The organism is Micromonospora sp. USAFONa4 (genome assembly GCF_057197825.1).
In genome coordinates this window covers 3,014,083-3,027,148 of record NZ_CM170072.1, presented here as the reverse complement: position 1 = coordinate 3,027,148, position 13,066 = coordinate 3,014,083, and the positions used below count along the sequence as shown (strand labels likewise).

The 13,066-nt window shown below is 70.1% G+C and carries 12 protein-coding genes, 1 tRNA gene and 1 pseudogene; 8 read left to right on the top strand and 6 right to left on the bottom strand.

From position 1 onward, the window contains the following. Nucleotides 1-52: 52 nt before the first annotated feature. The 3 genes and pseudogenes from AC0OO9_RS13155 to AC0OO9_RS13145 form a co-directional block, all read left to right on the top strand. Nucleotides 53-163 (top strand): annotated as a pseudogene (locus AC0OO9_RS13155) (SMI1/KNR4 family protein); the annotation flags it as partial. Nucleotides 164-1,254: 1,091 nt separating this feature from the next. After that, a complete protein-coding gene (locus AC0OO9_RS13150; protein WP_484517447.1) occupies nucleotides 1,255-1,491 on the top strand; it encodes a hypothetical protein in 237 nt (78 codons plus the stop codon). A gap of 852 nt (nucleotides 1,492-2,343) precedes the next feature. Then, nucleotides 2,344-2,823, top strand: a complete 480-nt coding sequence (locus AC0OO9_RS13145) for a barstar family protein (RefSeq protein ID WP_484517446.1) — start codon at nucleotides 2,344-2,346, stop codon at nucleotides 2,821-2,823. A 684-nt stretch (nucleotides 2,824-3,507) separates the two neighbouring features. On the opposite strand, the gene AC0OO9_RS13140 is transcribed toward AC0OO9_RS13145, so the two are convergent. After that, a tRNA-Pro gene (locus tag AC0OO9_RS13140) sits at nucleotides 3,508-3,584 on the bottom strand. 318 nt (nucleotides 3,585-3,902) lie between these two features. Further along, entirely contained in the window at nucleotides 3,903-4,796 is an 894-nt protein-coding gene (locus tag AC0OO9_RS13135) for a metallophosphoesterase (protein WP_357577963.1), read from the bottom strand. A gap of 25 nt (nucleotides 4,797-4,821) precedes the next feature. Between AC0OO9_RS13135 and AC0OO9_RS13130 the strand changes: the two genes are divergently transcribed. Beyond that, nucleotides 4,822-5,277 carry a GatB/YqeY domain-containing protein gene (locus AC0OO9_RS13130; protein WP_132238537.1) on the top strand — a complete coding sequence of 152 codons (456 nt, stop codon included), beginning with the start codon at nucleotides 4,822-4,824 and terminating at the stop codon, nucleotides 5,275-5,277. Between the two features lie 81 nt (nucleotides 5,278-5,358). Here the strand turns inward: AC0OO9_RS13130 and AC0OO9_RS13125 are convergent, their stop codons facing one another. Beyond that, nucleotides 5,359-7,800: a penicillin-binding protein gene (locus AC0OO9_RS13125; protein WP_484517445.1), complete on the bottom strand. Its 2,442-nt coding sequence runs from the start codon at nucleotides 7,798-7,800 to the stop codon at nucleotides 5,359-5,361. A gap of 404 nt (nucleotides 7,801-8,204) precedes the next feature. Between AC0OO9_RS13125 and AC0OO9_RS13120 the strand changes: the two genes are divergently transcribed. Beyond that, nucleotides 8,205-8,525, top strand: coding sequence for a WhiB family transcriptional regulator (locus AC0OO9_RS13120; protein WP_132238543.1), 321 nt, complete (start codon nucleotides 8,205-8,207; stop codon nucleotides 8,523-8,525). Nucleotides 8,526-8,531: 6 nt separating this feature from the next. Here the strand turns inward: AC0OO9_RS13120 and bagB are convergent, their stop codons facing one another. From bagB to AC0OO9_RS13105, 3 genes are read right to left on the bottom strand one after another with little or no spacing between them, the layout of a single operon-like run. Continuing rightward, entirely contained in the window at nucleotides 8,532-9,683 is a 1,152-nt protein-coding gene (gene bagB, locus AC0OO9_RS13115; protein WP_311413228.1) for an ArsA family ATPase, read from the bottom strand. Nucleotides 9,684-9,737: 54 nt separating this feature from the next. Then, on the bottom strand, nucleotides 9,738-10,715 hold the full coding sequence (bagA, locus tag AC0OO9_RS13110; protein ID WP_484517444.1) for an ATPase BagA: 978 nt from the start codon (nucleotides 10,713-10,715) through the stop codon (nucleotides 9,738-9,740). 26 nt (nucleotides 10,716-10,741) lie between these two features. Further along, on the bottom strand, nucleotides 10,742-11,488 hold the full coding sequence (locus AC0OO9_RS13105) for an Rv0361 family membrane protein (protein ID WP_484517443.1): 747 nt from the start codon (nucleotides 11,486-11,488) through the stop codon (nucleotides 10,742-10,744). Nucleotides 11,489-11,798: 310 nt separating this feature from the next. Between AC0OO9_RS13105 and AC0OO9_RS13100 the strand changes: the two genes are divergently transcribed. From AC0OO9_RS13100 to AC0OO9_RS13090, 3 genes are all read left to right on the top strand, one after another. Then, on the top strand, nucleotides 11,799-12,272 hold the full coding sequence (locus AC0OO9_RS13100) for a hypothetical protein (protein WP_484517442.1): 474 nt from the start codon (nucleotides 11,799-11,801) through the stop codon (nucleotides 12,270-12,272). A gap of 46 nt (nucleotides 12,273-12,318) precedes the next feature. After that, nucleotides 12,319-12,474 (top strand): Sp36 family protein, encoded by a 156-nt coding sequence (gene sp36 / locus AC0OO9_RS13095; RefSeq protein WP_018222171.1) that lies wholly within the window; start codon nucleotides 12,319-12,321, stop codon nucleotides 12,472-12,474. Nucleotides 12,475-12,550: 76 nt separating this feature from the next. Beyond that, entirely contained in the window at nucleotides 12,551-13,012 is a 462-nt protein-coding gene (locus tag AC0OO9_RS13090) for a RidA family protein (RefSeq protein ID WP_421455638.1), read from the top strand. Nucleotides 13,013-13,066: the final 54 nt, after the last annotated feature.

Below are 13,066 nucleotides of genomic sequence, written 5' to 3'. Positions count from 1 at the left end.
TCCGCCGCCGGGTGGCTTCGGATTTCACCGTCCAGCCTGGTTGCTGTCATCGTTGCTGTCGACAGCAATTGGGCTACCGGCGCTCCTGGAACTGACGCCAACCGACTACCGTCGACCCGTGCTCGATCCCGCAACTGTCTTCGACGGATCTGCCCCGCTGGAGGCGTGTGTGCCCCGCACCGCCGGGAACAGCCACCGCCCGAACGCCTGGCAGACTGCCGCTATGCCGTCTAAACCGGAGTCGTGGACCATCGAGCACTTCTCACAGGCCAACCCAGTAGGCCCCGGCCAAGACAGCGTCCCCGCACTGCTGCGCCGCATCGCCGACAGCATCGAACAACGGCCCTGCATCGAGGTCCAGGACGTCATTTTGCACAACGAGGTCAACGCCGACGGTGACTGGTGGTCGGCCACGGTCTACTTCCACGAACCGTCGGTCTAGCGAAATCCGGCGTACAGGTCGGCAAGTGTTCGGCGATGATCGCATCTAGCATCACCTCGTGGTTCCAACTAGCGCGAACTCAACTGGCGGCCTGCCGCCTCGACGGCTCCCGCTGGGAGTCAACATCGCAAGCGCATTGTTGGCTCTTCAGGCGTCGTTGCTAATATTCGCGGCGATTTCCGCCATATACGCCCAAGAGGGCATCAACGCTGCCGTAAACGACGCGGCGGATCGTTCCAGTGCCCCCGTAGACAGCGGTTCGGTCGCACTTAAAGCGTCCTACTTCCATTTCGAAGCTCGGCTTACCCTGTGGTATGCACTCCTCTTTGCGCCTGCATTGGTTGGCGTCGCGTTGTGGGCCAGGACGGGTCAACAGAGTGCGAGAGCAGTCGCCCTCGCAACGAGCCTGCTTAGCGTGCTTTGCTGTTGCGGTTCCGGGGGGTGGCTATGGCTATCTGACGAACCAACAGAGATTGATGAAGCGCTTCCGGCGGCATTCGGTCGAATGTATCCAGAATGGGTCGAACTGGGTAAGATCGGATTAGTAGTTTCCTTTGTGCCCGCATTTATCGCGGCAGCCGCACTGGTCTTCAGTGGGCGCACCGTTGCCCGCACCTCCCCAGGATCGAACCCGTGACCTCTTCGGTGTGCAGAAACCATCGCTGGCTAATGAGCTGCGCGGCCGAGAGGTGACCTGCTCGAACGGTCCGCCAGAGTCCGCAGGCGTCCGTCTTCGCTCACCTCGGTCGTCACCCGGTTAGTCACTCAGTCCACGGGCGGGCTTCCTTGGCCGCGTGCGTTCTAATGGCCTCGTGCCGAAACCCTCGATCCCCACACTTCTCTACCACCTGCGGTTCCCCTTGTGGCTCTTCATGTTGCCCGTGCTGCTGTTCGCTGGCCTCCCTGCCCTGATGTTGGCCGGTCACGGCGAGTTTGGCGCAGCTGCGCTGGTTTTGATCGGCAACGTCTACGCGATCATCCTCGGCCGCCTGCTCCTCGCTAGAAACCTTCTCGGGAAGGGGAGGGTGAAGCCCGAGGACTTAGCCTGAACGATGCCCAACTCGTCCCCGTCTGCGCTCGCTAGCCATCCCTGTCTGTCGCCGACCCGGCCCTCTGGGAAGCCGGCCGCCGCCCGGTCCGCCACGTCAAGACGGCCTTGACGCACGTCCGGGCGCTGCCGGAACAGCCTGAGTCGGTGTCGGCTCTCGTGTCACGGACCGCGCCCCCGGCGGACACCGCCACAGTGGCGCAGTTGGCCCAACCTCGCCCGGCACGGACCCGGCTCCCGGGGTCGAAGCTGGCCACCGGCGGCCACCCCTCCCCCTCCCAGATGAGCGGTTGACCTGACCCTGAGCGGCTGCGGAGCCGGCCTCTGGGCGACCGGCATGCCGCCGCGCGGACGCCGCCCCCATGCTTGGGGCTTGCCGCGCGGACCCGGCGCGCCCTCCGTGCGCTGCGCTGCTCGGGCGCGGCGCGGCCGGCTGCCGGCGACGGACCTCCACCCACTCTCAACTACCCCGTCTGCGGCGGCCCCTCCGGGCTTTCCGCTCTCCGTGCCAGCCGCCGGGTGTGTTGCGTGGCCGGAGTCGGAGCGCCAGCGGAGCGACGGACGCGCGCCCAGGCGGCGGCGCGTGCGGCCCGTTCAGGGCCGCCTTGATAGATGTACAGAAAGTCCTCCCACACAAGGCCGGCAGTCGGTGTCCTCCGTCGGCTGATGTGGACAGCCGCCCGCCAACTGGTTTGCGACGCCTCAGCGCGCTGGTTGCGGCACATCCAGTCAAGCGAGCGGTCGAGGGCCTGCCCGTCGTGCTGTGCTGTCTCCCCGGCAGACTGACAGCCATGGGCACGGCGTGCGCGAGGCCGCTGAGGTCGTGAAACTACGTCAACCGTGGTGGGGCTGAATGATGAACAGCTGGTGGAGCGGCTCCACTGGCCAGCTCGCGGTCTGCTCGCGCAAAGCCCTGGTGGAGCTCGCTGCGGTGCTACCGGCAACGGGAAGGTTCGTCGTTGCCCGGCTTGACGGAACGAGGATGACGGATGCGGATCACGCCCTCTACGAGTTCTCCGACGCGCTCCTCTTTCCTGGCTACTTTGGCTGGAACTGGGACGCGTTGTCCGACTGCCTCCGTGATCTGAACTGGTTACCGGCGGACGGGTACCTGATCGTGGTCGAGAACGCCCCCCGGCTGCTGTCGAGCAGTGCAGAGGATCAGCACACGTTGTTCCGAATCCTGTATCAAGCCGTTCGTCACTGGGCGCGCCCGCTCGGCCAGCCGGACGGCAGGGGCAGCCCGTTCAAGGTGCTGCTGCTGTGCGACCGCGACGAGGAGGTGGCGCTGTTGCGGCAGGAGATCGCCTGCGCGGTCCACAAGATGCGGTGAACCGTCGATGCGCGCGACCGCCACCTACCACCCGCTTATCGAGGGAGCGGACGTCCCGCCGACGGTCAACCTGCCGCATTTAGACCGCCGGCCCTTGTCGTAGATCACCTGACAGGCGCGACGCGCAGATTGGCCCAAGGCTGGCTGGCAGCGCGGATCTTGGTGGGCATGTCGTAGCGTCGATGGCATGACAGCTGTGGTGGCGTCTCTCGCTGTGTCCGTGGTGTTGCTAGTCGCGGCGTTCATCTTTGTTGGCTGGCGAGACCGCAAGCGGCTCTCCTCAGATGAGGATTCGGCTGCGGCGCGCGATGCCGCATCTGCCCAGGCGCGATACGCGGCCGAGCGCCATGGCGCGCAGGGTGAGGTATGGCGAAGCGGGCAAATCCCTAACTAATGTCACGTAAGCGGCAGCTTGCTGGGACCGCAGCGGCTCGGACGCGCCCACGTGGTTACCTGATCCGCCAACCGACGGTTGACTCGCATCGGTCACCCTGTGGCGTGACTAATTCCCAACCTCTTCGTCACGTCCGGTCATCCCTTGCTCGTGACGTCAACCACCTTGGACCGCTACACGCACTCGACTCGTGACCGGGATCGCAGTGTGCTCGCGTCGTTTGCTGCCTCCGGGAGACCGGAAACGAATCAAGGCCCCTCGTTGGAGGGGCCTTGACCTGCTCTTACCTCTGGTCGGGGTGGCCGGATTCGAACCGACGACCTCTTCGTCCCGAACGAAGCGCGCTACCAAGCTGCGCCACACCCCGAGGCGTGCCGACAAATAGTAGCCCACCCCCGTCGGTGGTCCAACTCGGTACCCCCACCGCCCTGCGGGTCCTCCCGGACCGTGCGGTACCCGCCGGGCGCCGACCCCACCTGGCGCCTGATGTCGTATACGACTCAGCTCGACAGGGCGAACACAGCCAGGTTCCCCGGGCGGATCCGACGATCACCCTGCACGGCTGCCAGCCGGCAGCCGGTTCCCGCCTCGCTCGCCAATCGGCCGAGCCGCCAACCGGCCGAGCCGCCGAGCCGCCGAGCCGCCGGACCGTAGGCGGCGGCTCGGCGGATCACCGGCGCGTGGGTCAGCGGGGGATCAGCGTGAGCACGCTCGCCTCCGGCGGGCAGGCGAACCGGACCGGCGCGGTCGGATGCGTCCCGAGGCCGGCGGAGACGTGCAGCCACGAGTCGGAGCCGGGCCAGCGGTGCAGGCCGCGTGCCATGGAGCGGGGCAGGCCGCAGTTGGTCACCAGCGCGCCGAACCCCGGTACGCAGACCTGACCGCCGTGGGTGTGCCCGGCGAGCATCAGCCCGAAGCCGTCGGCGGCCATCCGGTCGAGGACGGCCGGCTCGGGGGAGTGGGTGAGCGCGATCGACAGGTCGGCGGTGGGCGACACCGGCCCGGCGACCGAGTCGTAGTCGTCCCGTTCGACGTGCGGGTCGTCCACGCCGAGCAGCTCGACGACCCGGCCGCCGGCCTTGACGGTAGTGCGGGCGTTGTTCAGGTCCGCCCAGCCCGCGCCGACGAAGACGTCCCGCAGCTCCTCGTGCGGCAGTTCGACGCCCTCGGTGTACTCCCGGTCGGGCAGGAAGTAGGTGAACGGGTTCTTCCAGACCGGCCCGGTGTAGTCGTTGGAGCCGAAGACGAAGGCCCCCGGGAAGTCGAGCAGCGGCTGGAGGGCGTGCAGCACGCCGGGCACGGCGCCGGGGTGCGCCATGTTGTCCCCGGTGACCACGACCAGGTCGGGGTCGAGGGCGGCCAGCGACGCCACCCAGCGCTGCTTACGCCCCTGGTCGGGCATCATGTGCAGGTCCGACAGGTGCAGGACCCGCAGGGGCTCCGCGTCGGCCGGCAGCACCGGCACGTCGTACCGCCGCAGGGTGAACATGTTGCGCTCGACGAGTGACGCGTAGGCCAGGGTCGCCGCGCCGAGTGCGGCGGTCCCGGTCGCGAGCCGGAATAGTGTGCGCTTTCGCATGCCGTTCAGGGTAGTTTCACCGACCATGAGCACGCTGAAGGACCGTCTGACCGCCGACATGCGCGCCGCCCTGAAGGCGCGCGACGAGCTGACCACCTCCACGCTGCGGATGGCGCTTGCCGCCGTCGGCACCGCCGAGGTCGCCGGCAAGGCCAAGCGCGAGCTCACCGACGACGAGGTGCTCGCGGTGCTGACCAAGGAGGCGAAGAAGCGCCGGGAGGCCGCCACCGCCTTCGGTGACGCCGGCCGCACCGAGCAGGCCACGAAGGAGATCGCCGAGGGCGAGGTGCTGGAGCGCTACCTGCCGAAGCAGCTCCCCGACGCCGAGCTGACCGAGCTGGTCGCGGGGGCGCTCGCCGCGGGCGGCTTCACCGGCAAGTCGCAGATGGGCCCGGCCATGAAGGCGGCCCAGGCGGCGGTGGCCGGCCGGGCCGAGGGCGGTCGCGTCGCCGCCGAGGTACGCCGCCAGCTCGGCCTCTGACCCCGGCCGCACCGACCCGCGTACGCGAAACGGGCGGGCACCCCGCGAAGGGTGCCCGCCCGTGGCGTTCGTCCGGCCGGCTCAGCCGCCGGAGCGGCCCGGCGGCCGGCCGGGGGTGTTCGGCGGCCGGTTGTTGTTGTCGGGCGTCGTGCCCGGGGCGGTGCCGCCGCCGGAGCTGATCTGGATGGTGACCACGCCGCCCTTGATGGTCCGGCCGTCGGGGCTGGTGCCGGCGGCCTTGCCGGCCGGGCAGCTCGACGGGACCTTGATGTCGGAGATGACCGCGTCGAAGCCCTCAGCCTTGATCCGGGACCTCGCCTGCTCCGGGTCGAGGCACTTCACGTCGGGGATCCGGCGCTGGTCGCCCTCGGAGATCTTCTTGCCCGGGGGCTCGAAGTTCTTCCGGTCCTTGCCCTTCATGGCGTCGCGCAGCGTCTCGTAGACCGGCGGGTTGATGCCGTCCTTCTGCTTGTGCTTCATCTTGACGTTGGTCTGCGGCCAGTCCGGGTCGGCCATGATGCCGGCCACCGCGTACTGCTTGGTCATCGCGACCAGGGCCGCGCTCTTCTCCGAGTCGGTGGTGCCGGACTTGCCGGCCACCGGCGCGTCGACGACCTGCTTGACCTCGGCCGCCGTACGGCTGCCGCCGCACTTGGTGGTGGAGGAGTTGTCACCGACCGGGCAGCGGGCGGCGTCGACGGCGGCGCGGGCCACCTCGGTGCTGACCCGCTTCTCGCAGCGCGGGTTGGCGATGTCGAGCTTCTTGCCCTCCGGGTCCTTGATCATCTGGACCGGGATGGGCTCGCAGTACTTGCCGTCCGCCGCGAGGGTGGCGTAGGCGTTGGCCAGCTCGAGCGGGGTGGTGCTCGAGACGCCCAGGGTGAACGCGCCCCAGTCGTGCGCGGCCGCCTTGTTGTTGGCCCAGTCGTTCTCCCTGGTGACCCGGAACTGGATGCCGAGCCGCTTGGCCACGTCGACCACGTTCTCCGCGCCGACCTGCTGCTGGAGCGGCACGAAGTACGTGTTGATGGAGGAGGCGAAGGCGCTCCACATGTTCTGGACGCCGCCGGCCTTCTTGCCGGAGTTGGTCGGGCAGTACTTGTTGGTGCCCGGGCAGGCGGCCTGGCTGCCCGCCTCGACGATGTATTCCGACTTGAAGGCCTGCGGGGCGTTGATCGTGTAGCCGAGCGGGATGCCCTTCTCCAGCGCCGCCACGATGGTGAAGATCTTGAAGGTCGAGCCGGCCTGGTAGCCCGTGATGCCGTCGCCGCCGGTGAGCAGCGGGTTGACGGTGTTCGGGTAGTTGCCGAGCTTGCCCTTCTTGCGCTGCTTGGGGTCGCTGTGCGCCTTGTTGGCGGGCTTCTTCGGGTCGTCGAGCTTGAAGTTGCGGTTCACCGCGAGCGCCCGCACCCGACCGGTGCCCGGCTCGACCACCGCCACCATGGCGGCTTCCTTGCTCTTCTCCGGCTTGGCCTTGCGGACGGCCTTGTCGGCGCCCCGCTGGGCCTGCGGGTCCAGGGTGGTGATGACGGTGTAGCCGCCGCTCTTCAGCCGCCGCTCCCGGTCGTACGAGGTCGAGCCGAACGTCTCCTGCTGCATCCACCAGCGGTAGAAGTAGTCGCAGAAGAAGCCCCAGCCCTTCTCGTTGGTCGAGACGCAACCGTTGGGGGCCCGCTTGCCGGTGACCACGAGCTTGGTGGCCTTGGCCGCGTCCGCCTCCTGCTGGGTGATGGCGGTGGTCTCGACCATGTTCTGGATGACGTAGTTGCGCCGGGCGAGGGCCGCCGCGTGGCCGCTCTTGGTGGTCGGGTCGTTGGTGCTCGGCGCCTTCACCATGCCGGCGAGCATGGCCGCTTCCTCGAGCTTCAGCTTGCTCGGCGGCTTGTTGAAGTAGACCTGGCTGGCGGCGTAGATGCCGTACGCGCCGTTGCCGAACGCGGCGATGTTGAGGTAGCGCTCCAGGATCTCGTCCTTGGAGAGCTCCTTGTCGATCTGGATCGCGTAGCGCATCTCGCGCAGCTTCCGCGCGCTGGTGTCCTCGGTGGCCGCGACCACGTCCGCCGGGTGACTCGCCGAGTAGGCGATGGCGAGGCGGACGTACTGCATGGTCAGCGTCGAGGCGCCCTGCTGGCTTGACGCGTTGGACTGGTTGTTGACGAAGGCCCGGGCGATGCCGTTCAGGTCGACGCCGTTGTGCTTGTAGAAGTCGTGGTCCTCGGCGGCGATGATCGCCTTCTGCATGACGGGCGCGATGTCGGCCAGCTTCACGTCGCGACGGTTCTCGTCGTACATGGTCGCCAGCGGTGTCTTGCCGTCGGAGGCGAGAAGGTAGCTGATCTGCGGCGCGCGGGCCACGGTCAGCTCCTTGGGCAGTGCGCCGAAGGTCTCGGCGCCGGCCTTCGCGGCCAGTCCGGACATCGCCACTGCGGGGAAGGCCGCCGCCGCGACCACCACGCCGGCCAACAGGCCACAGATGAGTAGCGATGCGGCGTTGGTCAGCACATTGTGGTCACGTTTCCGCATCCAGGTCACCTCGACAGGGTACGCGAGTAGGGAACGAGGGGCGCCGGGGCGTTCTTTCCCCATTTCCTGCGCGCGCCGACCTCGTTGTGCTAAACGCACGACCCCCGGTGGGTGGTTGCGTGAATCCGCCGCCGAGTCTCCCTCCTGACGGAGGGGGCCCGCAGCGTTTTCACGGACCCCGACGGGGTAACCGGCGGTCGCGAAGCCCGGGAAGCCGGGAGTGTCCGGAATGATGGATTTCGCCGACAACGTTGCGTAATCAGGCGACTACAGAGCATGATGGTGGCGGCGACAGCGCCACATGTCGTCCGTGCCGCCTTGGGGAAGGCGCGCAGGGCGATCGGGGGGATTGCCGGCTGGTCCGCGACGGGGTCGGTAGGTACTGCAAGGGGGGACGTGTACAGATGGGCATGATCACTGACTGGCCGTCGCTGGCGGCGTGTCAGAACGGGGACCCGGACGCGTTGTTCGTACAGGGCGCCGAACAGAACGTGGCGAAGCGGATCTGCCGGAGCTGCCCAGTTCGGTACGAGTGCCTGGCCGACGCGCTGGACAACCGGATCGAGTTCGGAGTGTGGGGCGGCATGACCGAACGCGAACGCCGCGCGCTGTTGCGCCGTCACCCACAGGTGGCAAGCTGGCGCAAGATGTTCGAGGCCGCGATGAAGAAGAACGCCAAGGACAAGACCGGCAAGGACAAGATCCTCGTCACCACCGCCGGCTGAGCACCGTCACGGCCGGCTGATCGCCGCGCCGATCGTCCGCAGCCCGTCGACGTCGTGCACGTCGGCGGGCTGCGCCGTCACCGACACCGCCGGCACCGCCGGGAACGCCTCGGTGAAGCGGGCCGCCACCTGCCGCTCGCGTACCGCCTGCTGGGCCAGCGCCGCGTGGGCCCGCAGCACGTCGACGGTGCCCTCGTGCCCGCCGAGGCCGGCCAGCCGCTCCGCGGCGGCCAGGCTCTCCGCCGCGTCGAGCCCGGGCACCGCCGAGCGGTGCACCCGGTTGAGCACCAGGCCCGCCAGCGGCATCTTCTCCTCGCGCAGCCGGCCCGCGAAGTAGGCGGCCTCCCGGACCGCGTCCGGCTCCGGCGCCGCGACCAGCAGGAACGCCGTCTCCCGCGCCTGGAGGATGCGGTACGTCTGCTCGGCGCGCTGCCGGAAGCCGCCGAACATCGAATCCAACGCGGCGACGAAACCGGAGAGGTCGGTCAGCAACTGGGCCCCGAGCACCTTCTGCACGACCTTGGAGAACATCCCGAACGAGGCCGTGACCAGGCTGAACATGCTCCGCCCGCCGGTCCGCGCCGGGGCCAGCAGCAGCCGCAGCATCCGCCCGTCGAGGAAGCGGGACAGGCGGGCCGGTGCGTCCAGGAAGTCGAGCGCCGAGCGGGACGGCGGGGTGTCCACCACGATCAGGTCCCACTCGCCCCGGGCGTGCAACTGGCCCAGCTTCTCCATCGCCATGTATTCCTGCGTGCCGGCGAAGGTCGAGCTCATGGCCTGGTAGAAGGGGTTGGCGAAGATCTCCGCCGCCTTCGCCGGGTCGGTGTGCTGGAGCACCACGTCGTCGAAGGTGCGCTTCATGTCGAGCATCATGGCGTGCAGCTCGCCGCCGCTGGCCTCGACGTCGATCCCCTTGACCTGGCGGGGGGTGTTGTCCAGCTCGGTCAGCCCGAGCGACTGGGCCAGCCGGCGGGCCGGGTCGATGGTGAGCACCACCGTGCGCCGGCCGTGGCGCTCCGCGGCGCGCAGCGCGAGCGCGGCGGCCGTGGTCGTCTTCCCCACCCCGCCCGCCCCGCAGCACACCACGATCCGGACGCCCGGATCGGCGAGGATCTGGTCGACGTCCAGCTGCGGCGCCGCGTCTTCGGAAGGCACCAATCGAGCGTATCGGGCCGGGTCGGTCCGTGCGCCCGGGCCGGTCGCAGGTGTGAGTCAATCCGCCCGGACGAGGGTCGCGGCGAGCTGGTCCAGGCCGGCCCGGTCCACCCCGTCGGGCAGCAGCGGCAGCTCGGTCATCGGCAGCCCCAGCTCCACCAGGTCGGCGCGCAGCGAATCCTCCAGCTCGCGGCGGATGGCCTGGTCGCGCGCCTCGGCGACGAGCCCGGCCACGGTGTCCCGGTCGGTCGGCAGCCCGGCGGCGCGCAGCCCCCGCTCCAGCTCGGTGGCGGCCACCACCTGCCCGGCGGGCAGCGGGGGCCGGGCGCCGTTGACGATCACCCGTCCCACCGGGAAGCCGAGCTGGGTCAGCTCGGCGATCGCGTCGACCGTCTCCTGGACCGGCATCTCCTCCAGCAGGGTGACGACGTGCACGGCGGTGATCGGGGAGCGCAGCAGCGCCGCGACCCCCTCGCTCTGGGTCTTGATCGGGCCCACCTTGGCCAGCCGGGCCGTCTCGGCGGTGACGTTGAGGAACCGGCCGATCCGCCCGGTGGGCGGCGCGTCCAGCACCACCGCGTCGTACGCGCGCCGCTGGCCTGCGGTGCGGGTGGTCGCCTCCTTCACCTTGCCGGTGAGCAGGACGTCCCGCAGGCCCGGGGCGATGGTGGTGGCGAAGTCGATCGCCCCGAGCTTGCGCAGCGCCCGGCCGGCCGCGCCGAGCTTGTAGAACATGTCGAGGTACTCCAGCAGGGCCTCCTCGGCGTCCACCGCCAGGGCCCGCACCTCCCCGCCGCCCGGCGCGTCGGTCAGGTGCCGCTCCTCGTACGGCAGCGGATCGGTGCCGAAGAGCTGGGCGATGCCCTGCCGCCCCTCGACCTCGACCAGCAGGGTGCGCCGGCCGCCGGCGGCCAGCCCGAGGGCCAGCGCCGCCGCGACGCTGGTCTTGCCGGTGCCCCCCTTGCCGGTCACGACGTGGAGGCGGGCCGGCCACTGGGTGCCGGCCGGGTCGGCCGGCGGCTCTGCTGCTCGCACCCGTCGAGCCTATCCAGGCCGTGGGCTCAGGCGACCTCGCAGACCCACCAACCCGTCTTCTTCACCACGGTGAACCGCAGGTCCTGGTCGGCCACCTTCTCGTCCGCGGTGGTCATGGTGACCTTGGTGGTGACCGTGGCGCGGTCGCCGGTCTGGTTGTCCACCTTCGGGGTGCTCCACCGGAACCGGGGGTTCTGGTGGGCCGAGACGTGCTTCTCGACCTCGGCCACCTTGGCGGCGATCTTCTTCTTGTCCCGCGACGAGGAGCAGACCAGGCCGGCCGCCCGGTCCGCGTCGCGCTCCTGGTAGACGGCCTTGAGAAACTCGTCGACCGCGACCGTCGGCTCCTTGGCCCCCGTGCCGCTGTCGGCGTCGCGCAGCGTCAGGAACGCGACGACGCCGCCGCCGGCGCAGAGCAGCAGGATCACGGCCAGGGCGATGGAGGCGATGAGCACGCCGCGCTTCTTCTTCGGCGCGGCGGGCGGCTGGTAGGGCGGGTACCCGGCCGGGGCCGGCGGGATCGACGGATCCTGGGCGGCGGGGCCGGGCGGAGGCGCGGCGGCCGTACCGGACGGAGGCGCGGCAGCCAGGCCGGGTGGGGTGGCCGGACCGGGTGGGGTGGCCGGACCGGGCGGAGGAGCGGCCGGGCCGGACGGGGTGGCCGGGTAGGGCGCGGCGGCCGGGTCGGGTGCGGCGGCCGGGCCGGGAGCCGCCGGGGAGCCGGGCTGGTCGGCCGGCGGTCCGACGGGGCCACCGCTGGGTGGTTGGGTCATCTCATCCCCCGGGTTGCGGCGTCGCCGCCTGACCGGGCGACGAGCGTGATCGAGCTGGCGGCGAGCCGGCGGAGCGCCCGTCCGACCGGAAGGGTAACGGTCGGTTCCCCGCTCCGGGGGGCGGCGGGTGCCGTCAGGTTCCTTACCGATGGTGTGTCGCATATGTGACTTTGGGTGATCGTCTGTGCGCGTCCGGTTGGCGTGTCTGTCGCCGCCGACCTACGTTCGCAGCGGCGCGGGGGGCGGGCCGGGCGGAGGGCCCGGACCCGCGAGTGATGACCTGACCAGGTACGACGTCCGGAGGCAAGGCATGCGCGACGTGGAAAACAATCCTCGGGCCCAGTTCCCGGCGGGCGACCGGGCGCGGCGGCCCGGCTTCCCGGGGGAGGCCGAGGGCGGCGTCGGCCTACCCGTCAACGAACGGTCGTACCGGCGGCTCGCCGAACCCGTCGAGGTGGTGCGCGCGCCCGCCCGGCCGGGGGCCCGGGAGGAGGAGGAGCCCGGCTTCGTCATCCACCTGCCGATCCGGGTCGCCGACCTGAGGGCGGCCACCGCGCTGGCCGGAACGGTCGCCACCTCGCTGAGCTTCCTCAACGAGCTGGACGCCGGCGAGACCACCGTCTCCAGCACCGACGACCAGAACAACCGGCACCGGGTCTTCTGCGACCTGCTGCTGCCGGACCGCTCCCGCTGCCCCCAGCCGTACGGGCACGGCGGCTCCTGCGGAGAGGTGCCGGCGCCCCCGGAGCAGCGTCCCGCGCCCCGCCCGTCCGCCGGACCGTAGGCTGTGCGTCGAGAAGTCGAACTCCAGCCAAGGGAGCCCTCCACCGATGCAGAAGTGGGAATACTCCACGGTCCCGCTGCTGGTCCACGCGACCAAGCAGATCCTCGACAACTGGGGTGAGGACGGGTGGGAACTCGTCTCCGTGGTTCCCGGTCCCAACCCGGAGCAGCTCGTCGCCTACCTGAAGCGGCCGAAGGCATGAGCGAGCGGAGCGAGCGAATCATCCTGAACGGCGCGTCGGGGGCTCATGACGTCGCCGAGCGCAGCGAGGTGGCGGCATGAGCAACGGTCCGCACGCGAAACTCGCCGAACTCGGGCACACGCTGCCCGAGGTGGTCCCGCCGTTGGCCAGCTACGTGCCGGCCGTCCAGTCCGGGCAGCACGTCTACGTCTCCGGGCAGCTGCCGATGGTCGAGGGGAAGCTGCTCGCCACCGGCAAGGTCGGCGCCGGCGTCTCCGCCGAGCAGGCCAAGGACCTGGCCCAGCAGTGCGCGCTCAACGCGCTGGCCGCGATCGACTCGCTGGTCGGCCTGGAGAACGTCGTCAAGATCGTCAAGCTGACCGGCTTCGTCGCGGCCTCCTCCGGGTTCACCGCCATCCCGGGCGTGATCAACGGCGCGTCCGACCTGTTCGGCGCGGTCTTCGGTGAGGCCGGCCGGCACGCGCGCAGCGCCGTCGGCGTGGCCGAGCTGCCCCTGGACGCCCCCGTCGAGGTCGAGGTCGTCGTCGAGGTCTCCTGACCCGCACCACCTCCCCGCGATCTTGTGTTCGGTGCCCGGCAAAAGCCGTGAACC

Excerpts from the sequence above, each read along its gene's own strand:
- sp36 (WP_018222171.1), top strand. The coding sequence starts at position 12,319 with ATGCAGAAGTGGGAATACTCCACGGTCCCGCTGCTGGTCCACGCGACC.
- AC0OO9_RS13135 (WP_357577963.1), bottom strand. The coding sequence starts at position 4,796 with ATGCGAAAGCGCACACTATTCCGGCTCGCGACCGGGACCGCCGCACTC.
- AC0OO9_RS13120 (WP_132238543.1), top strand. The coding sequence starts at position 8,205 with ATGGGCATGATCACTGACTGGCCGTCGCTGGCGGCGTGTCAGAACGGG.
- AC0OO9_RS13130 (WP_132238537.1), top strand. The coding sequence starts at position 4,822 with ATGAGCACGCTGAAGGACCGTCTGACCGCCGACATGCGCGCCGCCCTG.
- AC0OO9_RS13100 (WP_484517442.1), top strand. The coding sequence starts at position 11,799 with ATGCGCGACGTGGAAAACAATCCTCGGGCCCAGTTCCCGGCGGGCGAC.
- AC0OO9_RS13145 (WP_484517446.1), top strand. The coding sequence starts at position 2,344 with ATGATGAACAGCTGGTGGAGCGGCTCCACTGGCCAGCTCGCGGTCTGC.
- AC0OO9_RS13105 (WP_484517443.1), bottom strand. The coding sequence starts at position 11,488 with ATGACCCAACCACCCAGCGGTGGCCCCGTCGGACCGCCGGCCGACCAG.
- AC0OO9_RS13090 (WP_421455638.1), top strand. The coding sequence starts at position 12,551 with ATGAGCAACGGTCCGCACGCGAAACTCGCCGAACTCGGGCACACGCTG.
- AC0OO9_RS13125 (WP_484517445.1), bottom strand. The coding sequence starts at position 7,800 with ATGCGGAAACGTGACCACAATGTGCTGACCAACGCCGCATCGCTACTC.